At 66.8% G+C, this 24,044-nt stretch carries 21 protein-coding genes and 1 pseudogene; 12 read left to right on the top strand and 10 right to left on the bottom strand.

Features of this window, described 5'->3' with window-relative positions; all coding sequences use genetic code 11:
• Nucleotides 1-25 precede the first annotated feature (25 nt).
• Together OG300_RS26390 and OG300_RS26395 are read left to right on the top strand one after the other, a co-directional pair.
• Complete coding sequence (locus OG300_RS26390; RefSeq protein ID WP_405485727.1) at nucleotides 26-1,201, top strand: acyl-CoA dehydrogenase family protein; 1,176 nt, start codon at nucleotides 26-28, stop codon at nucleotides 1,199-1,201.
• 81 nt (nucleotides 1,202-1,282) lie between these two features.
• On the top strand, nucleotides 1,283-1,627 hold the full coding sequence (locus OG300_RS26395) for a DUF6401 family natural product biosynthesis protein (protein WP_405485728.1): 345 nt from the start codon (nucleotides 1,283-1,285) through the stop codon (nucleotides 1,625-1,627).
• Nucleotides 1,628-1,645: 18 nt separating this feature from the next.
• Here the strand turns inward: OG300_RS26395 and OG300_RS26400 are convergent, their stop codons facing one another.
• Together OG300_RS26400 and OG300_RS26405 are read right to left on the bottom strand one after the other, a co-directional pair.
• Complete coding sequence (locus OG300_RS26400) at nucleotides 1,646-2,221, bottom strand: hypothetical protein (RefSeq protein WP_405485729.1); 576 nt, start codon at nucleotides 2,219-2,221, stop codon at nucleotides 1,646-1,648.
• 217 nt (nucleotides 2,222-2,438) lie between these two features.
• Complete coding sequence (locus OG300_RS26405) at nucleotides 2,439-3,065, bottom strand: transglycosylase SLT domain-containing protein (RefSeq protein WP_405485730.1); 627 nt, start codon at nucleotides 3,063-3,065, stop codon at nucleotides 2,439-2,441.
• Nucleotides 3,066-3,790: 725 nt separating this feature from the next.
• On the opposite strand from OG300_RS26405, the gene OG300_RS26410 reads away from it, so the two are divergent.
• A complete protein-coding gene (locus OG300_RS26410) occupies nucleotides 3,791-4,351 on the top strand; it encodes a DUF6529 family protein (RefSeq protein ID WP_405485731.1) in 561 nt (186 codons plus the stop codon).
• Here the strand turns inward: OG300_RS26410 and OG300_RS26415 are convergent.
• The gene (locus tag OG300_RS26415) at nucleotides 4,281-5,414 is read right to left on the bottom strand and encodes an AbrB family transcriptional regulator (RefSeq protein ID WP_405485732.1); all 1,134 of its coding nucleotides are present in this window, start codon (nucleotides 5,412-5,414) and stop codon (nucleotides 4,281-4,283) included. The two genes, OG300_RS26410 and OG300_RS26415, sit on opposite strands and share 71 nt — an antisense overlap.
• Before the next feature lie 189 nt (nucleotides 5,415-5,603).
• Nucleotides 5,604-6,992, bottom strand: coding sequence for a cystathionine beta-synthase (locus tag OG300_RS26420; protein WP_405485733.1), 1,389 nt, complete (start codon nucleotides 6,990-6,992; stop codon nucleotides 5,604-5,606).
• A gap of 81 nt (nucleotides 6,993-7,073) precedes the next feature.
• Between OG300_RS26420 and OG300_RS26425 the strand changes: the two genes are divergently transcribed.
• Nucleotides 7,074-7,538, top strand: a complete 465-nt coding sequence (locus tag OG300_RS26425; protein WP_405485734.1) for a hypothetical protein — start codon at nucleotides 7,074-7,076, stop codon at nucleotides 7,536-7,538.
• Between the two features lie 211 nt (nucleotides 7,539-7,749).
• Nucleotides 7,750-8,967 carry an acetyl-CoA C-acetyltransferase gene (locus tag OG300_RS26430; RefSeq protein WP_405485735.1) on the top strand — a complete coding sequence of 406 codons (1,218 nt, stop codon included), beginning with the start codon at nucleotides 7,750-7,752 and terminating at the stop codon, nucleotides 8,965-8,967.
• Between the two features lie 131 nt (nucleotides 8,968-9,098).
• Here the strand turns inward: OG300_RS26430 and OG300_RS26435 are convergent, their stop codons facing one another.
• Nucleotides 9,099-10,406 carry an anaerobic C4-dicarboxylate transporter family protein gene (locus OG300_RS26435; RefSeq protein WP_405485736.1) on the bottom strand — a complete coding sequence of 436 codons (1,308 nt, stop codon included), beginning with the start codon at nucleotides 10,404-10,406 and terminating at the stop codon, nucleotides 9,099-9,101.
• A 256-nt stretch (nucleotides 10,407-10,662) separates the two neighbouring features.
• On the opposite strand from OG300_RS26435, the pseudogene OG300_RS26440 reads away from it, so the two are divergent.
• The 6 genes and pseudogenes from OG300_RS26440 to OG300_RS26465 all read left to right on the top strand — a co-directional run.
• A pseudogene (locus OG300_RS26440) lies at nucleotides 10,663-10,911 on the top strand (cyclic nucleotide-binding domain-containing protein); the annotation flags it as partial.
• Between the two features lie 123 nt (nucleotides 10,912-11,034).
• Nucleotides 11,035-12,441: an aspartate ammonia-lyase gene (locus OG300_RS26445; RefSeq protein WP_405498685.1), complete on the top strand. Its 1,407-nt coding sequence runs from the start codon at nucleotides 11,035-11,037 to the stop codon at nucleotides 12,439-12,441.
• The gene (locus OG300_RS26450; RefSeq protein WP_405485737.1) at nucleotides 12,438-13,223 is read left to right on the top strand and encodes a hypothetical protein; all 786 of its coding nucleotides are present in this window, start codon (nucleotides 12,438-12,440) and stop codon (nucleotides 13,221-13,223) included. The genes OG300_RS26445 and OG300_RS26450 overlap by 4 nt, the downstream gene beginning before the upstream one ends.
• Nucleotides 13,204-15,135 carry a fumarate reductase/succinate dehydrogenase flavoprotein subunit gene (locus tag OG300_RS26455; protein ID WP_405485738.1) on the top strand — a complete coding sequence of 644 codons (1,932 nt, stop codon included), beginning with the start codon at nucleotides 13,204-13,206 and terminating at the stop codon, nucleotides 15,133-15,135. The genes OG300_RS26450 and OG300_RS26455 overlap by 20 nt, the downstream gene beginning before the upstream one ends.
• Nucleotides 15,132-15,926 carry a succinate dehydrogenase/fumarate reductase iron-sulfur subunit gene (locus OG300_RS26460; RefSeq protein WP_405485739.1) on the top strand — a complete coding sequence of 265 codons (795 nt, stop codon included), beginning with the start codon at nucleotides 15,132-15,134 and terminating at the stop codon, nucleotides 15,924-15,926. Before OG300_RS26455 ends, OG300_RS26460 begins: the two co-directional genes overlap by 4 nt.
• A 66-nt stretch (nucleotides 15,927-15,992) precedes the next feature.
• Nucleotides 15,993-16,331, top strand: a complete 339-nt coding sequence (locus tag OG300_RS26465; RefSeq protein WP_405485740.1) for a DUF1330 domain-containing protein — start codon at nucleotides 15,993-15,995, stop codon at nucleotides 16,329-16,331.
• 85 nt (nucleotides 16,332-16,416) lie between these two features.
• Here the strand turns inward: OG300_RS26465 and OG300_RS26470 are convergent, their stop codons facing one another.
• The 5 genes from OG300_RS26470 to OG300_RS26490 form a co-directional block, all read right to left on the bottom strand.
• A complete protein-coding gene (locus OG300_RS26470; protein WP_405485741.1) occupies nucleotides 16,417-17,277 on the bottom strand; it encodes a Bax inhibitor-1/YccA family protein in 861 nt (286 codons plus the stop codon).
• 189 nt (nucleotides 17,278-17,466) lie between these two features.
• Nucleotides 17,467-18,393 carry an LLM class F420-dependent oxidoreductase gene (locus tag OG300_RS26475; protein ID WP_405498686.1) on the bottom strand — a complete coding sequence of 309 codons (927 nt, stop codon included), beginning with the start codon at nucleotides 18,391-18,393 and terminating at the stop codon, nucleotides 17,467-17,469.
• Nucleotides 18,394-18,428: 35 nt separating this feature from the next.
• Nucleotides 18,429-19,601, bottom strand: a complete 1,173-nt coding sequence (locus OG300_RS26480; protein ID WP_405485742.1) for a class I SAM-dependent methyltransferase — start codon at nucleotides 19,599-19,601, stop codon at nucleotides 18,429-18,431.
• 182 nt (nucleotides 19,602-19,783) lie between these two features.
• Nucleotides 19,784-21,178 (bottom strand): MDR family MFS transporter, encoded by a 1,395-nt coding sequence (locus OG300_RS26485; protein WP_405485743.1) that lies wholly within the window; start codon nucleotides 21,176-21,178, stop codon nucleotides 19,784-19,786.
• Between the two features lie 95 nt (nucleotides 21,179-21,273).
• Nucleotides 21,274-22,950, bottom strand: a complete 1,677-nt coding sequence (locus tag OG300_RS26490) for a DUF885 domain-containing protein (protein WP_405485744.1) — start codon at nucleotides 22,948-22,950, stop codon at nucleotides 21,274-21,276.
• 211 nt (nucleotides 22,951-23,161) lie between these two features.
• Between OG300_RS26490 and OG300_RS26495 the strand changes: the two genes are divergently transcribed.
• Nucleotides 23,162-24,022 (top strand): hypothetical protein, encoded by an 861-nt coding sequence (locus tag OG300_RS26495; protein ID WP_405485745.1) that lies wholly within the window; start codon nucleotides 23,162-23,164, stop codon nucleotides 24,020-24,022.
• Nucleotides 24,023-24,044: the final 22 nt, after the last annotated feature.

A 24,044-nucleotide genomic window follows, 5' to 3' on the forward strand; every position in this document is an offset into this window, starting at 1 on the left:
CCGGCGCGGTCATATCGTGGGGCGCATGGTCACCGTGGATGAGCTGTTCGCCATCGATTCCCTGCTGAACGACGAAGAGCGCGATATTCGGGATACCGTGCGCGCGTTCGCGGCGGATCGATTGCGACCGCACGTGGCGGAGTGGTTCGAGGCGGGGACCTTCCCGGCGCGTGAACTCGCGCCGGAGCTCGGCAAGCTCGGACTGCTGGGCATGCACCTGGATGGGTACGGCTGCGCGGGGACCTCCGCGACCGCCTACGGGCTGGCCTGCCTGGAGCTGGAAGCCGTGGATTCCGGTGTGCGAAGCATGGTTTCGGTGCAGGGGTCACTGGCCATGACCGCCGTCCACAAGTACGGCTCGGAGGAACAGAAGCTGCGGTGGCTGCCGGAGATGGCGGCCGGGCGCGCGATCGGCTGCTTCGGGCTCACCGAACCGGATTTCGGTTCCAACCCGAGCGGCATGCGAACCCGGGCCCGCCGCGACGGCGACGACTGGGTGCTCGACGGCTCCAAGATGTGGATCACCAACGGATCGGTGGCCGACGTGGCGGTGGTGTGGGCGCAGTCCCGCGAGGGCGAGCGCGATGTCATCCGCGGCTTCCTGGTCCCTACGGACACAACGGGATTCAGCGCCCGGGAGATGCATCACAAGCTCTCGCTGCGCGCCTCGATCACCGCGGAACTCTCCCTCGACGGCGTCCGGCTGCCCGCCGACGCCATGCTGCCCGAGGCGCGCGGCCTGGCCGCACCGCTGGGCTGCCTTTCCGAGGCGCGCTTCGGCATCGTCTTCGGTGCGCTCGGCGCCGCCCGCGACTGCCTCACCGCCACCATCGAATACACCCGTACCCGCGAGGTATTCGACAAACCACTGGCCGCCTACCAGCTCACCCAGGCCAAACTCGCCGATATGGCAGTCGAACTCGGCAAGGGCCAACTGCTCGCCATCCACCTGGGCCGACTCAAGGACCGCCACGAGATCCGGCCCGAACAGATCAGCGCCGGGAAACTCAACAGCACCCGCGAGGCCATCGCCATCGCCCGCGAATGCCGGACCATCCTCGGCGCCAACGGCATCACCCTTGAGTACCCGGTATTGCGGCACGCCAACAATCTGGAATCGGTTCTCACCTACGAGGGCACCGCGGAGGTCCATCAACTGGTCCTCGGCGAGGCACTGACGGGGTCCAAGGCCTTCCGCTGAATCGGACACAGTGCCGGGGCGACGTGCGCTATATCTCACAGCGGCGACTGCTGGAGCCGCTGAATTGCTAGCATCACCAGCGTGTTTCTGCCCGGCTCCGCGCTGCTCGTCGTCTCGGCCCGCAAGACCCTGAATCGTCTGCAGCGCACCCACGGAGCTCCGGCCACCTTGGCCGCCAACGCTTTCCCGGGTGTCGCCGCGGCGATCGATCAGCATGCCGCGGCCGTCCGCGACATCCTCGACCTCGGGGTGGAGAACTCCAGCCTGGTCCCCGCCAGCGTGCTGCTGGCCGGTTACGCGCGCGGCATCCTCGAGGATCTGCGCGAGGCCGCACCCGAGAACCCGTACACCACCGAGGATTGGCAGCACACCGACTGGCTGCACCTGCGCCTCGCGGCCGTCTGCTCCCTGGCCCGCCCGCACTGATCTCGCACGAGCAGCGGGTCAGACCGCAGGGGCAATCGGCTTGCCCGCCTGCGTGATCGGTCGCGCAACGGCTCCGGAGCGGGTGCGCCGCACCGAACGAACGAGGTCGCGGCCGAAGCCGGTGATCAGGACAGCGCCGATGACGACGAGCACCGTGACGAGAATCGGCAGCGTGATCGAGGTGTCGACGCCGATCAGCCCGAGTGCGGCGACAAGTCCTGCGCCCCAGACGAATACGGCGGCGAAGCGGCTCAGCATCGCACCGTGTTCGAGACCGCTGAGCAGGTTCGCGACCTGGTGCTGCACCAGGCGCGCAAGTACAGCGGTGACGACGGCGAGCGCGAAACCCAGCGCCAGCCGAGGCAGCCAGGCGACCACCGAGTCGAAGAAGTCGCTGACCGGATTCGGGCCGAACACGGCGAGACCGAGCCGCAGGGCGATCAGCAGGATCACGGAGTAGACGGTTCCGGCGACCAGACCGGTGGCGTCGAAGCCGCTGCGGCGCGCCCTCCTGCTCACCAGTTCCGTGGTCAGTCGCGCCAGCACGAAACCCGCCAGCAGCACGGCCAGAAAGACAGCGCTCGAGGTGTACATCACCCGTCCCTTCGCTATCCGTTCCGGCCGGATGCCGAAACCGCTACACGGGTGGTTTATACGCCTCGGCGATCTTCGATCAAGACCGTTTGCGAAATAGTTGCCAAATCGGATGCTTGGAGGTTGCCGTCAGCTGCGGATACGCCGATGGCCCGTCCCTCATCGGACGGGCCATCGGTGAGTCTCCACAGCGCCCGGGCGACCGGGCGAAGACGGGTCAGTACGCGCTGTTGACGTTGTCCATCGAGCCGTACCGCTGGGCGGCGTAGTTGCAGGCAGCAACGATGTTGGCGACCGGATCCCAGATGTTCGTGGAGGTGCCGTCGACGTGGTAGGCGTTGAACGTGGGGTCGATCACCTGCAGCAGGCCCTTGGACGGGATGCCCATGGCGGCATTGGAGTCGTAGAGGTTGATCGCCTGGGGGTTGCCACTGGACTCACGCAGCACGTTGCGCAGGATGCCGTCGTAGCTGCCGGGGATGCCGCGCGAGGACATGATGTCCAGCGCCTGACGGATCCAGCCATCCAGGTTGTCCGGGTACACGGGCGCGGGGGGCGCCACGACGACGGCCGGGACGGGCGCGGGGGCCGGCATGGGGGCCGGAGCGGGCGCCTGGACGGGCTTCTCGGCGGCCGGGGCCACAGCGGGGGCTGCGGGCGCGGCTGCGGCGATGGTGGCCTTCAGTGCGGCCGGCTCGACGTCGCCGCTGGCGGAACCGGCGGCGGTGATGATCGAGCCGAAGACGCCGAGCGCGAGGGCGGCGGTCCCGGCCGTGCGAACGGCGGAGATCACCTTGCCGCGTCTGGCAGGGTCACTGAGAGCAGTCTTGGCATTCGTGGGCATGGCGAATTCGGATTCCTGTTCGGTTTCGGGCTCGCAGGCCTGAAGAAGGCAGCGCGGTACCATGTGGACGTCGTTCGACGCTCACCTGCACGCTGCGGGCTGTTGTCAGTTGCTGTTGTGAGACCCGTTACGGGCCAATGGAATTGGCGCTCCGTGGAGCTATGCAGATGTGGTGATCACGTATCGCATGTGTGTTCACGTCTCCTTGCGCCATACAGACTCTCGGTCTGTTTCCTACAAGGTCACAGCTTGATTGCGCTTAGTTAACACAGCCTGAACCAAAAGTGAACAGAAAGTGAACCAGCTCGTGCGGTACCCTTTGGACCTGCATCAATACAAGCGCTGACCTGGCAATTCAATTCGAAACACAAAGTGTTTCAGATCACAGAGAAATTTAGTCCCTGAATCGCGATATACCGTGATTTGCCCTATTTCTCGGCGTTTCATCGGCGTTTCGCATCTCTTCAGCAACCAATCAAGCAATCACTTTCGTATTCAATAATCACATTAGTCACACGAGTAACGCCCGATGCGAAGCTGTGATCTGGAAAGTCTTTGATCTTGCTCGAATCGAGCCCCAATCCGACCTTGACAGGTCGGCACTCTGGCAATTACGTGGCAATTCGAAATCCGGCCGCTGTAACCCCGCACCGTATCTACAGCTGTGGCCCTGAAACCCCGCCTCGTAATCGCTTGCCCGGCAACCTCATTCGGGAGATCGTGAAATGTCCCAGCAGACAAGCGTTCTCACCGCGACCCGACGCAATCTGATAGCCCTCCCCATCCTGCTCACCGGCGCCGCGGTCGCGGTCGTCCTCGGTGTCGCGGGCACCCACTACTTCCCCGGCACCGAACAACTACCCGTCTGGGGCTTCTCGGAACCGCAGACCTTCAAGGCCTACCTGGGCAGCCTCGTACTGCTGCTGGTGATCGGCCAATTGCTCACTGCCGTATGGATTTACTGTTTTCACGCGCCCAGATCTGTGCACATCTATCACCGGTTGTCGGGCGCGCTGGCGTTCCTGCTCAGCCTGCCGGTGGCCTTCTACTGCCTCTATACCTTCGGCTTCCAATTCGGCCACGGCATGCCGCCGCGGGTCGTCGCGCATTCGATCTCGGGCGTCGTCTTCTACGGCGCTTTCGCATCGAAAATGCTGTCGCTGCGGATCAGCGGCGCACCCCGCTGGCTGCTGCCCGTGCTCGGCGGGCTGGTGCTCACAAGCTTCGTGCTGGTGTGGACGCTGGCCGCGTTCTGGTGGTTTCGTACCTACGGATTCGAGAGATGAGCAGCGGCAACAGCATCATCATAACCAGCAGCCGAATCGTCTGCACGCCGGTGATGAGCGGCAGGTCGGCATTCATCTTGTCGGCGGTGGCCAGCACCGCGTTGATGCCGCCGGGCGTGGTCGCCAGGTAGAGATCCGACATCTCCAGATCGACCAGGGTGGCCAGCCCCAGTGCCAGACCCGCCACGATCCCGGACAGCGCCAGCACCGCGACCGTCATGGCCGGGATCATCCGGGCCATCTCGCGCACCACCTCGCGGGTGAAGCGGGTGCCCACCTCGAATCCGATGAGCACGAACAGCAGATCCTTGAATATATGGGTGGGCGCGTAGCCGTGACTGATGCCCAGTCCCGTCACCACGGCGGTGACGAGCATCGGTCCCAGCAGTGCCGCGTTCGGCAGCCGCAGCCAGCCACCCACTCGAATGCCGATGAGGCACAGGATGATCGCGATGGACAGTCCGGCGAGCTGATCCCCGCGACCGACGACCATCCAGTACGGCAGCGACGGATCGGTGACCGAACCGCCGAGGCTCACCGGACCGTAGGCGAGCCCCTCCTTGTCATCGAGCACGGCCGCGATCGCCGGTGCGCTCAACGCCACCAGTGCCACCCGCAGGTACTGCATGAACGCCACCCGGCGGGGATCCGCGTCGAGTTCGTCCGCGGCCGCGACCACCGCCGCCGAGCCGCCCGCCAGCATGCCGAGGGTCGCGGTCGGCAAGTCCACCTTGGTGATTCGCGCGAACACGATGGCCACCAGCACGCTCACCACCACCGTGGCGGCGGTGACCGCCAGCACCGGCAGCAGTCCCCACCCGATCGAAACCAGCAGTGACACTTGCAGATAGCTGCCCATCAGCACGCCGAGCATGGCCTGCACGCCGAGGTTCACCCGGCGGGGCAGCGGCGCGGGCAGTCGCCCGGCGAGGGCCAGGGCCGCGCCGACCATGATGGCAAGAATCATCTGCGGCGCGGGAAACCCGATCCGGTCCAGCAGCGCCGCGCCGCCGAGGACCGCGCCGAGCAGCGCGATCCAGGCGACCACCTGTCTCGGGTTCATACGTACCGATCCTGCCCGGCCCGCATGAACCTTCGGTAACGGTGCAGTTATCGCGCCTGGCTTTCGCACTGTGATCTGGGATGCAAACCCGTACCCGCTTGTCCCAGGCCATAAATCAGATCGGTGAAAGCAGACCGCCCGTCGAATCCGGGATCCGGATTCGACGGGCGGCAACTCTGTGGCAGTGGGTTACACCAGCACGCCGGTGCTCAGGAAGCCGAGCAGGTCGTGGCGGGTGATGACGCCGACCGGCTTGCCGTCCTCGACGACCATGAGCGCGTCGGTGGACTCCAGCAGCTTGGTGGCCGCCGAGACCGGCTCGCCCGCGCCGATGAGCGGGAACGCCGGGCTCATGTGCTGCGCCACGGAATCGGTGAGCTTGGCCCGGCCCTCGAAGACGGCCGAGAGCAGATCGCGTTCGGTGACCGAACCGGCGACCTCGCCCGCCATCACCGGCGGTTCGGCGCCGACGACCGGCATCTGCGAGACGCTGTACTCACGCAGGATCTCGATGGCGTCACGCAGCGTCTCCTGCGGGTGGGTGTGCACCAGGTCCGGCAGTTCACCGGACTTGCCGCGCAACACATCTCCCACGTGGACCTCGGCGGTGCTGCCGTCGAGGCGGTTGCGCAGGAAGCCATAGGAGCTCATCCACTGATCGTTGAAGATCTTCGAGAGGTAGCCGCGACCACCGTCGGGCAGCAGCACGACCACCACCGCGTCGGGATCACGCTCGGCGACACGCAGCGCGGCGACCACGGCCATACCGCAGGAGCCGCCGACCAGCAGGCCCTCTTCGCGGGCCAGGCGACGGGTCATCTCGAAGGAGTCGGCGTCGGAGACGGCGATGATCTCGTCCGGGATGGCCGGGTCGTAGGCGGTGGGCCAGAAGTCCTCGCCGACGCCCTCGACCAGGTACGGACGACCGGTGCCGCCGGAGTAGACCGAGCCCTCCGGGTCCGCGCCGATGACCTTGACCTTGCCGCCGGAGATCTCCTTGAGGTAGCGACCGGTGCCGGTGATGGTGCCGCCGGTGCCGACGCCCGCCACGAAGTGGGTGATCTTGCCTTCGGTGTCGCGCCAGATCTCGGGACCCGTGGTCTCGTAATGGGATTCGGGGCCGCCCGGGTTGGAGTACTGGTTCGGCTTCCAGGCGCCCGGGATCTCCCGGACCAGGCGGTCGGAGACGTTGTAGTAGCTGTCCGGGTCCTCGGGCGCGACGGCGGTCGGGCAGACCACCACCTCGGCGCCGTAGGCCCGCAGCACGTTGCGCTTGTCCTCGCTGACCTTGTCCGGGCAGACGAATACGCACTTGTAGCCGCGCTGCTGCGCGACCAGGGCCAGGCCAACACCGGTATTGCCGGAGGTCGGTTCGACGATGGTGCCGCCGGGCTTCAGCAGTCCGGCCTTCTCGGCGGCATCGATCATCTTGACGGCGATGCGGTCCTTGGAGCTGCCACCCGGGTTCAGGTACTCCACCTTCGCCGCCACCAGTCCCGAGTTCGGCCCCACCACGGAGTTCAACCGGACGAGCGGGGTGTTTCCGATCAGATCGACGACATGGTCAGCAATGCGCATGCCTCTCATCGTTGCAGAAAGGAGATCCGCGCCTTCGCGCACGTCGGGGATATCACGATCCTGGCAACTACCATCGGGGCCATGAGGACGCCGACACGCTTGTCCGCCGCCCTGCTGCTCACCTGTCTGCCCGCCGCGGCGACGCTCGTCGGCACGCCTGCCGTACAGGCACAGTCGTCCCCATTTCCTCAGGTGACGAGCCTTTATCGAGATGCGACGATCTGCGGTGGCACGCTGCGGAGCTGGGCCGAAACCGGCTCACAGTGGCCCGGGCGCGCGATTCTCAACCTGCAGGCGGATCCGGTGGTCGGCTTCGATCCGGGCGAGTACAGCTTCGCCCCGCAGTGCGAAACCCTCACCACCCTCGCCTGGCGCAATATGAACACCGGCGCGACCGGCGAGTACCGCGTCCCGGTGCTGGCCGGTTTCTACGGCAGCGAGCACTACGCCCTCTTCCAGGACACCGGCCCCGGCCACATCGTCGTCACCGTCTTCACCGACATGCCCAACGTCCCGGCCCAATCCGCCTTCGACGTCCCGGGCTAGGACTCGCAGCTCCGGGCCCGATCGGCATGCGGCCCAACCCAATTCGATCTCCCATCGTGCCCCGCTGCCGACCGGCAGCGGGGCACGAGAACAACAGGAGTGCGGTATATCCCACAGTTCATTGGGTGGGATACCGGCATACCGGATGTTTGAGGCTCGACACACCCGTCGTAAATTCGAAGCGGATCACCCCAGCAAAAAAGGAGTCCTCATGGCTGAGGCCGTCATCGTTTCGTACGCCCGCTCGCCCATCGGCCGCGCAGGCAAGGGTTCTCTGGTGAGCATGCGCCCGGACGACCTCGCCGCACAGATGGTGCGCGCCGCGCTCGCCAAGGTGCCGTCGCTGTCGCCCGCCGACATCACCGACCTGCACCTCGGCAGCGGCCAGCCCGCCGGTGAGGCCGGTTTCAACATGGCCCGCGCGGTCGCCGTGCAGCTCGGCTACGACACCCTGCCGGGCGTCACCGTCAACCGCTACTGCTCGTCCTCGCTGCAGACCACCCGGATGGCCTTCCACGCCATCAAGGCCGGTGAGGGTGACGTGTTCATCTCCGCCGGTGTGGAGACCGTCTCGCGCTTCCCGAAGGGCACCGCCGACGGCTGGCCGGACTCGCACAACCCGCTGTTCGCCGACGCGGAGGCCCGCACCAAGGCGACCGCCGAGTCCAACGCCACCTGGGTCGACCCGCGCGCCGAGGGCATCCTGCCCGACGTGTACATCGCGATGGGCCAGACCGCGGAGAACGTCGCCACCTTCACCGGCGTCTCGCGTGAGGACCAGGACCACTGGGCCGTGCGTTCGCAGAACCGCGCGGAGGAGGCCATCAAGTCCGGCTTCTTCGCCCGCGAGATCACCCCGGTCACCCTGCCCGACGGCACCGTCGTCAGCACCGACGACGGCCCGCGCGCCGGCACCACCTACGACAAGATCTCGCAGCTGAAGCCGGTCTTCCGCCCGGACGGCACCATCACCGCGGGCAACGCCTGTCCGCTGAACGACGGTGCGGCCGCGCTGGTCGTCATGAGCGACACCAAGGCTCGCGAGCTGGGCCTGACCCCGCTGGCGCGCATCGTCGCCACCGGCGTCTCGGGACTGTCGCCGGAGGTCATGGGCCTCGGCCCGATCCAAGCCGTGCGCAACACCCTGAAGACCGCGAACATGACCATCGACGACCTCGACCTGTACGAGATCAACGAGGCGTTCGCGGTGCAGGTCGTCGGCTCGGCCCGTGAGCTGAAGATGGACGAGGACAAGCTGAACGTGTCCGGTGGCGCGATCGCGCTGGGCCACCCGTTCGGCATGACCGGTGCCCGCATCACCGCGACCCTGATCAACAACCTGCAGACCCACGACAAGCAGTTCGGTCTGGAGACCATGTGCGTCGGCGGCGGCCAGGGCATGGCGATGATCATCGAGCGCCTCAGCTGAGTCGCGAGATACCCGCTGCTCAGCGGGAATAGGCTTGGGCCGCCCGACCTTACGGTCGGGCGGCCCGAAGTTTTTGGGAGGGCAGGATTTTGGGGGCTTCGCCCCCAAACCCCCGAGGGGCGGGTGGGCCGTCAGCCCACCAACGCGGCCAAAGGGTAGCCGACGGCTACCGCGACGGCGGTCGTCACCAGCCCGGGCAGCATGAAGCTGTGATTGAGGACCAGTTTGCCGAATCTCGTTGTGCCCGAGTGGTCGAAGTTCACCGCGGCGATGCTGGTCGGGTAGACGGGCAGGATGAACAGGGCGCACAGGGCGGGGAGCATGGCGACCAGGTGCGGGGCGGAGATGCCGAGGGCCAGGCCGAGCGGGAGCATGATCTTGGTGGCGGAGGCCTGACTCAGGACGAGGGCCGAGACCAGGGCGAGGACCACCACGAACAGCCAGGTGTGCTGTTTGGCCAGGTCGCCCAGATTGCCGACGATCAGGTCCTGGTTGGATTTGATGAAACTGTCTCCCAGCCAAGCCAATCCGAAGACGCCGACGAGCGCGACCAGACCCGCCTTGGCGACCGGGGTGCCCGGGATCTTCGGGGCCGAGACCTTGCACACCAGCATGATGACCGCGGCGGTCGAGAGCATCAGCACCTCGATGGTCTCGGGCATGCTCAGCGACTTGCCGTCGGCGCCGGGCGGACGCAGCCCCGGGAAGGCGCCCGAAACCACCACTGCCACCACGCCGATCAGGAAGATGAGCGCGGAAAGCTTTGCCTCGCGCGGTAGTTCGGGGCGGTCGGCCGGATTCGTGTCGACCGGCTGCAGTTCTCCGCTCGCCAGCCGACGCTGGTACTCCGGATCGTCGGCGAGGTCCTTGCCGCGACGGCACACCGACAGTGCGCCCGCGACCAGTCCGATCAGCACGGCGGGCACGGTGACCAGCAGGATCTTGACCATGCTCCAGCCGTCGGGGCCGAGCACGACGACAGCGGCGGCCATGGCCGCGGACACCGGGCTGGCGACGATCGCGGACTGACTCGCGATGGCGGCCATGGAGATCGGCCGTTCCGGGCGCACCCCGCCCTCGCGCGACACCTCGTGGATGACCGGCAGCAGCGGGTAGAGCAGGTGGCCGGTGCCCGCGCCGATAGTGAACGCGAACACCACGATCGGGGCGACGAAGGTGATCCGCTTCGGGTTCTTGCGGATCATCCGTTCGGCGATGCGGACCATGTAGTCGACGCCGCCGGCGGCCTCCATGGTGGCGGCCGCGACCACCACCGCCAGGATGATCAGCAGCACATCGACGGGCGGGGAAGTTGGCGCGACCCGGAAGATCGAGGCCAGCGCGACGACACCGACCGCGCCCCACACGCCGAGCCCGATACCGCCCACCCGCGACCCGATCAGGATCGCGGCCAGGACGACCGCTAACTCGAGAAGCATCTGAATCATCGGAAGAACCGCCTCACAACTTATCTTGATCTGTCATGAGTCCTGGGACAAATGCCCTGACTATCAGCTTCGATTCGAAAAGACAGATCTGATTGATTAATAATTTTGCTGACGGTTAGCTCCCGTTGAGCAGAGTAGACCAAATGAGGTAGGAGTCAACGTGGACACCATGCAGAACATGATCGACACCACATCGGTCGCCACCGGGATCGACGCCGCGGACCTTCAGGCCCTGACGTCCATCGCCATGTACCGCGAATACCCTGCGGGCGCAGTGCTTTTCCACGAGTCCACGCCCCGGGACTGGGTCGGCATCGTCATCCACGGCGAGGTGGAGATGGTGACCGGGCTGATCGGCCAGGAGACCGTGATCGGCAAAGTCGGTGCGGGCGGCCTGATCTCGGAGATGACGCTGTTGGACGCGCGCCCGCACATGGCGTCCGCCCGTACTTCACTGGGGGCGGAGGTGCTCACGGTGTCGCGGGAGTCGATCGAGGATCTCGCGGCCGCGCAGCCGGAACGCTACTACCGGATCGTGGCCCGGGTGGCCGGGCTGGTCGGCCATCGGCTGCGCAGCATCTCCGGGCAGCTCGCCGCGGCGGTCAGCGCGCAGCAGCCGGTGGGAGGCATTCGGCGCGAACATGATTCGCTCGGTGAACGTGAGATTCCGGCCGAGGCCTACTACGGCGTGCAGACGCTGCGCGCCATCGAGAACTTCCAGATCTCGGGCATCGAGCTGCGCAAGTTCGGTCATCTGGTGAACGCCCTCGCCTACGTGAAAAAGGCTGCGGCCCTTGCCAATTACGAGCTGGGCGCGCTGGACGTGGAGAAGACCGAGGCCATCTCGATGGCCTGCGACGACCTGCTCTCCGGCAAGCTGCACGGCGATTTCATCGTCGATATGGTGCAGGGCGGCGCGGGCACCTCCACGAACATGAATGCCAACGAGGTGATCGCCAACCGCGGTCTGGAACTGATGGGGCACGCCAAGGGCGAGTACCGGTTCCTGCACCCCAACGACGACGTCAACTGCTCGCAGTCGACCAACGACGTCTACCCGACCGCCGTGAAACTCGGTGTGTACCTGTCGATCCTGGATGTCGCCGCCGCACTGGGCGAGCTGCAGCAGGCACTGCAAGCCAAGGCCGCCGAGTTCAGCGATGTCATCAAGATGGGCCGCACCCAGCTACAGGACGCGGTGCCGATGACCCTGGGTCAGGAGTTCGGCGCGTACGGCGTGATGGTCGGCGAGGCCATCGCGCACCTGCAGCGCATCGCCGAGGACCTGCTGGTGGTGAACATGGGCGCGACCGCCATCGGCACCGGCATCACCAGCCCGCCCGGCTACGCGGAACTGTGCGCGGCCAAACTGGCCGAGGTCACCGGACTGCCGATCCGATCGGCCGAGAATCTGGTGGAGGCCACCCAGGATTCGGGTGACTTCGTGGCCGTCTCGGCGACGATGAAGCGTGCCGCCGTGCAGCTTTCGAAGATCTGCAATGACCTGCGCCTGCTGTCGATGGGCCCGCGCACCGGTCTGGGCGAGATCAATCTGCCTGCCATGCAACCGGGTTCGTCGATCATGCCCGGCAAGGTCAACCCGGTCATCCCGGAGGTCGTGAGCCAGGTCTGCTTCCAGCTCATCGGCTACGACATGACCGTCACCATGGCCGCCGAAGCCAGCCAGCTCGAACTCAACATGGCCGAGCCGATCATGGCCTACGACCTGCTCATGGGCACGCTCATGCTGCGCAATGCCGCGATCACGCTCACCAACCGCTGCATCACCGGCATCACCGCCAACCGCGAACGCTGCCGCGAACTGGTCAACAACAGCATCGGCCTGATCACCGCGCTGGTGCCGACCCTGGGCTACGAGACCTCCGCGAACATAGCCAAGGAGGCATTGCGGACCGGCGGCAGCGTCTACGACCTGGTCCTCGAGCGAGGTCTACTGACGCAGGCGGCGCTCGACGATCTGCTCAGCCCCGAGAAGATGACCGCCCCGCGGGCCCGTTCGCTGTGACCGGGGCACCCGAGCGGGAGCGGACCCGCGCGCAGATCCCGCAACGCACACTGCAGGTGGACAATTGGCTGGCGCAGCCGATCGTGACCGCGAGCATTCTGAGCGCGTTCATCGTCTACGCCGTCTGGGTGATCCTGGCCAACGGCCACTATTCCTCCGGCCCCTACATCTCCCCGTTCTATTCACCGAACCTGACCGATGTGGGCGCGCACGGCTGGGGCTGGGTGTCCTGGCCCGCCTGGATCACCCCGTCGCTGCTGATCATCTGGATTCCCATGGGATTCCGGTTCACCTGCTACTACTACCGCAAGGCCTACTACCGGGCCTTCTGGCAGTCGCCGACGGCGTGCGCGGTCAGCGAACCGCACAGGAAGTACACCGGTGAATCGCGTTTCCCGCTGGTCTTCGTGCAGAACATGCACCGGTACTTCTTCTGGCTCGCAGCGGTTCTCAATGTGGTCCTCACCTACGACGCCGTGATCGCCTTCCGCGACTACGACGGCAACTGGGGGCACATGGGCCTGGGCACCGTGGTGTTGATCGTCAACGCGGCACTGCTGTGGATGTACACGCTGTCCTGCCAGGCCTGTCGTCACGCCATCGGCGGGCGCCTGAAGCACTTCTCCCGCAACCCGATTCGATACCGGCTCTGGACCTGGATCAGCCGCATCAACCCGCATCACCAGCGGATGGCCTGGATCTCGCTGTTCTGGGTGGCGTTCACCGACTTCTACATCCGGATGCTCTCGATGGGAGTGATCAATGACCTCCGATTCTTCTGATCAGGGAAACACGCGCAGCGACAACCCTGTTCGATACGAGTACGACGTGATCGTGATCGGTGCGGGCGGCGCGGGCCTGCGCGCCGCGATCGAGGCCCGCTCGCGTGGACTGCGCACCGCCGTCATCACCAAAACCCTGCTGGGCAAGGCACATACGGTGATGGCCGAGGGCGGGGCGGCCGCGGCCATGGGCAACGGCAATGCGAAAGACAACTGGCAGGTGCACTTCCGCGACACCATGCGCGGCGGCAAGTTCCTCAACGACTGGCGCATGGCCGAGTTGCACGCCAAGGAAGCGCCCACCCGCATCTGGGAGCTGGAGCACTGGGGTGCGCTCTTCGATCGGACCGAGGGCGGCCTGATCTCGCAGCGCAACTTCGGCGGCCACGAGTATCCGCGGCTGGCACATGTCGGCGACCGCACCGGCCTGGAAGTCATTCGCACCTTGCAGCAGCGTCTGGTTTCGTTGCAGCGCAACGACTCCGCTGAATTCGGTGATCCCGAGGCGATGTTGAAGGTGTTCGACGAGACCACCATCACCCGCCTGCTCACCGATGGCGGCCGCATCTCCGGTGCGTTCGGATATGTCAGGCAGACAGGCGAATTCGTCGTGCTGTCCGCCCCGGCGGTGATCCTGGCGACCGGTGGTCTGGGCAAGATGTACACGGTCACCAGCAATTCCTGGGACTACACCGCCGACGGTCACGCGCTGGCGCTGCGTGCCGGAGCCGAGTTGGTGAACATGGAGTTCATCCAGTTCCATCCGACCGGCATGGTGTGGCCGCCGTCCGTACGCGGCGTGCTCGTCACCGAGGGCGTGCGCGGTGACGGTGGCGTGCTGCGCAACAGCGAAGACCGTCGCTTCATGTTCGACTACATCCCCGAGGTCTTCCGCGACATCTACGCCGATTCCGAGGCGGAGGCCGACCGCTGGTACACCGATCCCGAGCACAACCGCCGCCCACCGGAACTGCTGCCCCGCGACGAGGTCGCCCGGGCCATCAACGCGGAGGTGAAGGCGGGTCGCGGCTCACCGCACGGCGGCGTGTTCCTGGACGTCTCCACCCGCATGACGCCCGAGGAGATCAAGCGGCGGCTGCCCGCGATGCATCACCAGTTCGCGGAGCTCGCGGGGGTGGACATCACCGCCGAGCCGATGGAGGTGGGCCCGACCGCGCACTACGTCATGGGCGGGATGCGCGTCGACGCCGACACCACCGCCACCACGCTGCCCGGCCTGTTCGCGGCCGGGGAGTGCGCCAGCGGCATGCACGGCTCCAACCGCCTCGGCGGCAATTCGCTCTCGGACCTGTTCATCTTCGGGGCGCGGGCCGGAGCCGGTGCGAGCGAATACCTCGACGCCCTGGCCGGTTCCAGACCGGTGGTGCACGAGCGGGCGGTGACCGACGCGCTGCGGGAAGCCCTCGCACCGTACGAGAGCGCCGACGGCGAGAACCCCTACGAGGTGCATCAGGCATTGCAGCGCGTGATGACCGAACTGGTCGGGATCGTGCGGGACGGCAGTGAGCTCACCGCCGCGCTGACGGAACTGGAGGCCCTGCGCGAACGTGCGGAAAACCTCCGGGTGCGCGGTGATCGGCTGTATCACACCGGCTGGCACCTCACCTTCGACCTGCGCAATATGTCGCTCATCGCCGAGTGCGTGGCGCGATCGGCCCTGGAGCGCACCGAATCTCGTGGCGGCCACACCCGCGCCGACCATCCCGGCATGGATTCGTCCTGGCGCGGTGTGGTGCTGACCTGCCGTGATCAGAGCGGCCGGGTGCAGCTGTCGCGGCGCATCATGCCGGCCATGCGCGCCGATCTGGTCGAACTGTTCGACCCCGAGGAACTGCGCAAGTACTTCACCGAATCCGAACTGGCCGAATTGGGAGTAGGAGCGGCCCGATGAAAAAGACTGTGACCGTACGCGTCTGGCGCGGCGAAGGCGGGCGCGGCGCGCTCGAGGACTATCAGGTCGAGGTCAGCGAGGGCGAGGTCGTCCTCGACGTGGTGCACCGGCTGCAGGCCACCCAGTGTCCGGATCTGTCGGTGCGCTGGAACTGCAAGGCGGGCAAGTGCGGCTCGTGTTCGGCCGAGATCAACGGGTTCCCGAAGCTGATGTGCATGAGCCAGGCCGCGCAAGCGGTGGTCGGCGATGCCATCACCATCACGCCGCTGCGGGCGTTTCCGGTTGTCCGCGATCTGGTTTCGGATGTCTCGTTCAACTACATCAAGGCGCGCGAGGTGCCGCCGTTCCATCCCGATCCGGCGGTGAAACCCGGCGAGTACCGGATGATGCAGGAGGATGTGCGGCGCAGCCAGGAGTTCCGCAAGTGCATCGAATGCTTCCTGTGCCAGAACACCTGTCACGCCATCCGTGATCACGAGGAGAACCTGCACGCCTTCGCCGGACCGCGCTTTCTCATGCGGGTGGCGGAGTTGCAGATGCATCCGGCCGACATCCTCGACCGTCGCAAGCTCGCGCAGGAAGAACTCGGGCTGGGCTACTGCAACATCACCAAGTGCTGCACCGAGGTCTGCCCCGAGCACATCAAGATCACCGACAACGCCCTGATCCCGCTCAAGGAGCAGGTCATCTCCCGCAAGTACGACCCGCTGGTCTGGCTGGGCAGCAAGCTGCTGCGCCGGGATCACCTGGAGGCCAAGCACATTCCGGGCACCGCGTTACCCGACAGGTAATCGACTCCGTTCCCTGGTGCGGGAAATATGAAGTGCACCGGAAGAACTCGAAACCTGGAGCCCGAAATGCCTGCTTACGCCACCGCCATCCTGTGGAACGTCGACCTGAACAACGAGATCGTGGAATACCTCGAACGCATCGACGGCACCCTCGCGCCCTTCGGCGGAAAGTTCATCGTGCACGGTGCGGCGCAGCAGGTCTTCGAGGGCCCGGCCGACGCGAACCTCATCGTGATCGAGTTCCCGGACTTCGAGGCGGCACAGGGCTGGCACGACTCCGCCGACTACCAGGCGATCGTGCGGCTGCGCACCGACAACTGCGCCAGCATCGGCATTCTCGCCCCGCACTGCGGCGAGAACCACGTGGCAACCGACGTATTGAAGGGGGTGGCTATCGACAGTTGAGCTCTCAGGCTGGCTACACAGCAGTGGGCGGGCACCGGATTCCGGTGCCCGCCCACGTCAGGTATTCAGCTGTGCGACAGCCGCTTTACCGGTTCTGGAAGTAGCTCAGCAGCCGCAGGATCTCGAGGTACAGCCAGACCAGGGTGACGGTCAGGCCGAAGGCCACGCCCCAGGCCGCCTTCTCCGGAGCCTGCGCCCGGATGAGCTGGTCGGCGGCGTCGAAGTCGAGCAGGAAGCTGAAGGCCGCGACACCGATCACCACGAGGCTGAAGATGATCGCGACGGGGCCGCCGTCACGCAGGCCGAGGCCGCCCGCGGTGAAGAAGGACGCGACCAGGTTGCCCAGCATCAGCACCATGACGCCGATCAGCGCGCCGACGACCATGCGGGTCAGGCGCGGGGTGACACGGATCGCGCCGGTCTTGTAGACCACGAGCATGCCGAAGAACACGCCGAAGGTGCCGAGCACCGCCTGCGCGATCAGCGCCGAACCGCCCACGCCACCGAACTTCACGTTGGTGAAGATGAACGAGAACGCGCCCAGCAGTAGGCCTTCGAGGGCCGCGTAGCTGAGCACCAGGGCCGGATTGTCCTGCTTGCGGCCGAAGGTCATGATCATGGCGAGCACGAAGCCACCGAGACCGCCGACGATGACGAACAGCGGAGCCAGCGAATGGTTGGCCGCAGTGAGCGCGTAGGACAGGATCGCGCCCAGGGTGACCACGGCCAGGGTGATGCCGGTCTTCTGCACCACGTCGTCGATGGTCATCGGGCGGGTGGTCGGCACGGCCGGCTGATAGGGCTGCTGGTACCCGCCCGGGTACTGCGGCGGCTGCTGGCCGTACTGGGTGTTGGGCTGTCCGGCTCCAGGCGCCGAGCCGAAGCCGGCGTAGCCGCCCTGCTGCGGCTGCAAATTCCGGAAAACCGGGTTGGATGTGGAGCGCACTGTGCGTCCCTTTCTGGAGTCGCGGCTCACGTAGGTCGTGGCCTGTGAAGCTACTCGTCCAACGTGTCGCGAGGATGCGTAGTTCCCGAATCCCCGCAGAGCGGACCAAACGGACTTTACCTCAGCTTTACCGAACGTGCCGGTGGCTTTACGGGCCTCGACGCCCGGTCAGCCCGACCGACACCCGTCTCAACCGAGCTGGCTCATCACCCGGTGGGCGATCAACTCCAGGTGGTCCAGGTCGCCCAGATCCAGGATCTGGAGGTAGACCCGGCTGGTACCAGCCACTTCCGCGTACCGGCCGATCTTGTCCACCACCTCGTCGGGACTGCCCGCCAGGCCGTTGGCCTTCAGCTCGTCGACCTCGCGGCCGATGACCGCGGCGCGCCGGGCGATTTCCGCGTCGGACGCGCCCACGCAGGCGACCAGAGCATTGGAGAAGGTGATGTCGTGCGGATCACGACCGGACTCCTTGGCGGCGCGGCGCACTCGCTCGAACTGCTCTGCGCTCGACTCCGGCGACTGGAACGGCACATTGAACTCGGTGGCGTAGGTCGCGGCCAGGCGCGGCGTGCGCTTGGCGCCCATGCCGCCGATGATGACCGGGATCCGCGGCTGCACCGGCTTGGGCAGCGCCGGGGAATTGGTAAGCGTGTAGTGCTCACCGGCGAACGAGAAGGTCTCCCCCGCCGGGGTCGACCAGAGGCCGGTGACGATGGCCAGCTGCTCCTCGAAGCGCGGGAACTTCTGTGCGGGGAACGGGATGCCGTAGGCGGCGTGCTCGGCCTCGAACCAGCCTGCGCCGAAACCGAATTCGACCCGGCCCTCGGACATGGCGTCGACCTGGGCGACCTCGATGGCCAGCACGCCCGGGTGCCGGAAGGTGGCCGAGGTGACCAGGGTGCCCAGCCGGATGCGACGGGTCTCGCGGGCCAGGCCCGCGAGGGTGATCCAGGCGTCGGTCGGACCGGGCAGGCCGTCGGCGTCGCCCATCTTGAGGTAGTGGTCGGAGCGGAAGAAGGCGTCGTAGCCGAGGTCCTCGGCGGTCTTGGCGACGGTGCGCAGGGTGTCGTAGGACGCGCCCTGCTGCGGTTCGGTGAAGATTCGAAGGTCGATTCGTCCCATGCCTCTTATTGTGCCGACCGGTCTCCTCAGTGTCCGTCCGAGCCGTCCTCCACGCTGCGCGCATCGTGCAGTCCGCGCACCGACCGGGTCACCGTGAACTTGCGATTGCGGCCCATCACGTCGGTCTTGCCGACCATGCGCTCCATCACCCCGCGGTAGTTGAGGTGCGAGTTGTAGACGGTCCAGAGCTCGCCGCCGGGGCGCAGCACCCGGCCGGTCTGCTGGAACATCTTGATCGCCGAACCGGTGTGCACGGCCGCCCCGACATGGAAGGGCGGATTGCACACCACCAGATCGGCGCTGTTGTCGGGGACGGTGGACATGGCGTCGTCCTGCAGCACCGTGACGCGGTCGGTGACGCCGTTGATCTCGGCGGTCGCCCGGGAGGAGGCCACGGCGGCCGCGGATTGGTCGGTCGCGGTGACCCGGATGCCGGGGCGCGCCTTGGCCAGCGCCACCGCGAGAATGCCGGTGCCGCAACCCAGATCGATGGCCTCGCGGGCGTCGGGCTTCATCCGCTGCAACTGGTCGAGCAGGAAGCGGGTGCCGATGTCCAGGCGCGGGCCGGAGAAGGCGGCGCCGTGCGCGACCACCTCCAGATCCTTCTCCTCGATCCGGTTGTGCATCGGAAAGCGGGGTTCGCCAACGGGTTTGGGCTCCGAGGCGAGCAGGATGCGGGACTTCTGGCGGCCGCGGCTGGCGCGCACCGAGCCGAAGAATTCGGCCAGGATCTCGTTCATGGCCGGGGTCAGGTACTTGTCCCGGCCGCCCGCGAAGACCTCGACGTCGGGTGCGGCGTAGCGGGCGATGGCGTCGGCGGTTTCGGCGAGGCCGGACAGGGCGCGCGGCAATCGCCACAGCACCGTGCGGACATCGGTGAGCAGGGACGCGCCCAATTCGTGGGTGGCGAAACGATCGGAAAGGCCGACAATTCGGGCATTGTTGGTCAGGGCCAATTCGCCGGTGAGTAAATCCTGATGCACGCGCACCCCGCGTAGCTCGTGCGCGGCGATCGCGCCCAGCGTCAGCGCGCCGTAACCGTCGTCGATCACCGCCACCCGACCGTCACCGGCGGCCACCAGCGAATCGGCGGCGACATCCAGCATCAGCCTGTCGGCGGCGTCCACCGCGAACAGGTTCACCGCTTCGACATCCGGGTATCGCCGCAAGCGGCTCAATACGTCCTCGACCTCAACCACTCCTACAGTGTGCTAGATCATTGCCGCGCTGATCCATTCGGCTCGACCATTGGGCATTTGTCGTAATTTATGGCGGCCGGTACTAATCTGCGACAACGCAAAACCCTTGTCGATCTTGTTAGAGCCGAATGGATTTGCCGATTGCCACCGCTTCGCCGGAATCCGGTTCGGCGGGAATCGGTTCAGCGACGCGGCATGCACGCCGTCGCGGCGATCAGGACCACCGCCATCGCGGCCACACCCACGAACACCAGATGGACGGCCGGAGCCAGCTGCGCCGCGGACGGATGGTCGACGCCGCCGATGCGGGCGTTGACCAGCGCGCCGAAGACCGCCACCCCCACCGCGCTGCCCAGCGACCGGGCGAACATATTGGTGGCGGTCACCACACCGCGCTCGGACCATTCGGCACTGGTCTGGGCGGCGATCAGGGTCGGGGTCGCGACCAGGCCCATACCCATGCCGACCACGAAGCATCCGGCGGCCACCTGTAGCAGGCCGGAGTCCTTGTCCACCAGCAACAATGACGCCGCACCGAGGACGGCGAGCACACTGCCGATCAAGCCGGTGGCGCGGAATCCGATGCGCAGGTACACCTTTCCCGCCTGTGAAGCAGTGACCGGCCAGCCCAGGGTGAGTGCGCCCGCGGTGAGTCCGGCCAGCAGTGCGCCACTGCCGAGCACGCCCTGCGCGAAGGTCGGCACGTACGAGGTGAGGCCCAGCAGCACCGCGCCGACCAGCAGCGATGCCAGGCTGCTGGCGATCACCACGCGGCGGGTGAAAACCCACAGCGGCAGAATCGGATTCGCCGCCCGGCGTTCGACCACCACGAACGTCGCCAGCACCAGCAGGCCACCCGCGAACAGGCCGATGCTGGCGGGCGCGTCCCAGGCCCACGCCTGACCGCCCTCCAGGAGGCCGAGCAGCAGTGCGCCCGCGCCGAGGGTGAGCAGTCCCGCGCCCAGGTAGTCGATCCGATGGCTTTGCCGCGGTGCGCTTTCGGTGAATTTGCGCAGGATCATCCAGGCCGCGAGTGCCGCCAGGGGCAGGTTGATCAGGAAGATCCAGCGCCAGCTCACGTACTCGGAGAAGACGCCGCCCAGCAGCGGGCCCAGCACCGAGGAGGCGGCCCACACACTGGCCAGGTACGCCTGCACCTTGGCCCGCTCCTGCACGGTGTAGATATCCCCCGCGATGGTCATGGCGATCGGGCTCACCGCCCCCGCCCCGATCCCCTGTACCCCCCGGAACGCGATCAGCGCGGGCATGCTCGTCGCCACCCCGCACAGCAGCGACCCGAGCGCGAACACCGCGATCCCGAACAGCATCAACGGCTTCCGCCCCAGCATGTCCGCGAGCTTCCCGTAGATCGGCACCGTCACCGCCTGCGCCAGCAGATAGATGCTGAACAGCCAAGGAAACTGCGCGAACCCACCCAACTGATCGGTGATGGTCAACACCGCCGTGGCGATGATCGTCGAATCCAACGCCACCAGCGAAGTCGACAACATCAACGCCCCGAGAATCGGCCCCCGCTCCGACCGCAACCCGACAGCCGAACCCAATTCGGTAGCCACCACCGACACCTCCACCTCATCCGACCCGCCACCGAGTCGAACACACCCCTTTCGTCCCTATTCCATCCGGGGGCGCGGGGTGGGAACGACGCCGGTCAGAGGGTGGCGGCCAGGTCTCGGAGGACCGGGAGGCTCACCGAGCCGGAGCCGAGGACGGTGTCGTGGAAGGTCTTGATGTCGAAGGCGTTTCCGAGGCGGGTGGTGACGGCGGCGCGTTGGCGGCGGATTTCCAGTTGGCCGACCTTGTAGGCGACGGCTTGGCCGGGCATGGCGATGTAGCGGTCGACCTCGACGCGGATCTCGTCCAGGCCGACGGGGGCGTGGGCGGTCATGAAGTCGATGGCCTGTTGGCGCGACCAGCCTTTGGCGTGCAGGCCGGTGTCGACGACCAGGCGGCAGGAGCGCCAGGAGTCGGCGGCGAGCATGCCGATGCGGGCGAGATCGTCGGGGTAGAGGCCCATTTCGTCGGCGAGGCGTTCGGTGTAGAGGGCCCAGCCTTCGACGAAGGCGGTGTTGGAGAACGACATTCGCTGGAAGCGCGGCAGGTGGTCGAGTTCGTTGGCGATGGTGAGCTGCAGGTGGTGGCCGGGGATGGCCTCGTGGTAGGCCACGGCGGCGGTCTCGTAGCGGTTGCGGCCCTTGGGTTCGTGCTGGTTGACGAAGTAGGCGCCGGGGCGGGAGCCGTCGGCGGCGGGCGGGAAGTAGTAGGCGGCGGGCGCGTCGGCGGCCAGGAAGTCGGGGACCGGGACGATATCGCAGGACTGACGGGGCAGGCGGCCGAACCACGAGCCCATTTCCGCCTGCGCGGCAGCGAGATACGCGCGCGCGTCGGTCATGATCTCCTCGCCGTCGCCGTAGCGCAGGGCGGTGTCCTCGCGCAGCCGGGCGAAGATCGCGGCCTGGTCGGTGAGACCGAACAGGCGACCGGCGACGTCCGCGTATTCGGCGCGCAAACCGGCTAGTTCGTCGAGGCCGAGCCGGTGAATCTCGTCCGCGCCGAGATCGGGCAGGGTGGTGTGGCGTTGCAGCAGACGGCGGTAGATGTCTTCGCCGTCGTCACCGAGCCAGCACAGTCCGGCCTGGTCGTCCGGGCGGGAGGCGGGCAGCAGTTCCCCCGCCAATGCGTCCCGGTAGGCCTGGAAGCCGGGGCGGACGACATCGCGTGCCACCTCGGACAGCTCTGCGCGCCAAGCGGTTTCGCCTTCCCAGTCCGGTGGTCCGGCGAAGGTGACGAAAGGGTCGGTGGCGAGATCGGAGGCCAGGTAGCCGTCGAGCTGGTTGATGGAACGTTCGATGGCGATGTGCGCGGGCGTGCGCCCGGCGGCCAACCCGTCCCGGAAGCGCTGCACCGCTTGCGCCAGCAGGACTCCGAACTGCCGGTAGCGCTGCACCAGCTGCCGCGCCTGCTCCGGCTGCGGCGCGTTGGTCTGCGAGGCCAGGGTGAGCAGTTCCGCGTGCACCCCCGTCATCTGATCGGAGGCCAGCTCGGCGGGCCGCCATTCCAGATGCGAGACGGCACCGGCCAATTCGGTGCGCAGCAGGCTGCGCGTGGTCCGGTCCTCGGCGCTCAGACCTGCCGCGTCCAACCGGTCGACCTCGCCGAGCAGCCGCCGCCACACCGCCAGCTGCCGCTGTTCCGCCTCGATCGACAGATCCTCGATCCGATCGTCGAACCGCCTGTCCCCCAGCAGCGTCGCCGCACTCGGCGTGGACTCCATCAGGGCGTCCCAGTACCGGTCGGCCAGTGCGATGAGTTCCTCGTGCGCGTCCATGCGACCCATCATGCCCGCGCCGCACCCCGTTTCGGAGCCCCGGCGAAAGTTCGCACCCCCGTCGGCGTGGAAGCCGCGCAGGTCAGCGAATTTCCCGGCAATACCCGATTGCGCGACCCACGGCGACGGGCACAAGCTGGTGGGGATTCGCCGGATCCACCCCACCAGACGCGCCGCATTCCCGCGGCCCGCCCGACCTGGAGGAATTCGCTTGTCCATACACGTGATTCCACCGGCACCGCCGAAGCTCCCGACTCGCCCCATCGCCGTGCTGACCACCCTTACAGCGGCCCTGATCGCTGCCGTCGTATTCGCGCCGCACCTGCTGGCCGCCGGTCGATCGGAGTCCGGTTTCGCGCACGAGAGCGGCTTGCGCACCGGATTCCGCACCGCATTTCAGGAGTACTGGACCACAGGCGGCCCCGGCTATTCGCCGAGCCTGGCGCGAATTGTGGACTACTGGTTCCGATTCCACGTGGTCAAGGCAGTCGTGGCCGCACTACTGCTGACCGTGTTGATCACCTTGAGCACGGTCCTTTGGAAAGCCTTCCGCAGCACCGCCCCCGGCATCCTGCGTGCCGGCTCCCTACTCGCAGGCAGCACCCTCACCACCTTGCTCGCCCTGATCTCACTACTGATGGTGATGGCCAACATCCAGGGAGCCATCGCCCCCTTCTCCTCCCTCATGCCCCTACTGATGGACACCCCACCGGATGCCCCACTGACCGCTACCCTCGGCCAGGTCAGAGACAGCCTCGCCGAATCACCAGGCCCAGGCGGCCGAACCCCACCCGCCGCCGGCGTGATGATCGACGACTTCACCCGCTACCACGTGGCGATGGCCGTCATCACCGCCACCCTGGCGCTCTGCTTCCTCACCGCATCAGTGATCCTGTGGCGACGATTCGCCCGAACCGCCTCCACCGACCGCCCCGAACGTCGCATACAGGCCGCCTTCGGAACACTGTCGCTGCTGATCGCGGCAGCCGCAGTCGTTGTGGCGGTGGCGAATACCACCACCGCCGCCCATTCGGCCCCAGGCCTACTGGCCCTCTTCAACGGCAGCTGGTGATCCCACGTGCAAGCCAGCGTCC

This window comes from Nocardia sp. NBC_00511 (genome assembly GCF_045161165.1).
In the GTDB taxonomy this organism is placed as follows: Bacteria; Actinomycetota; Actinomycetes; order Mycobacteriales; family Mycobacteriaceae; genus Nocardia.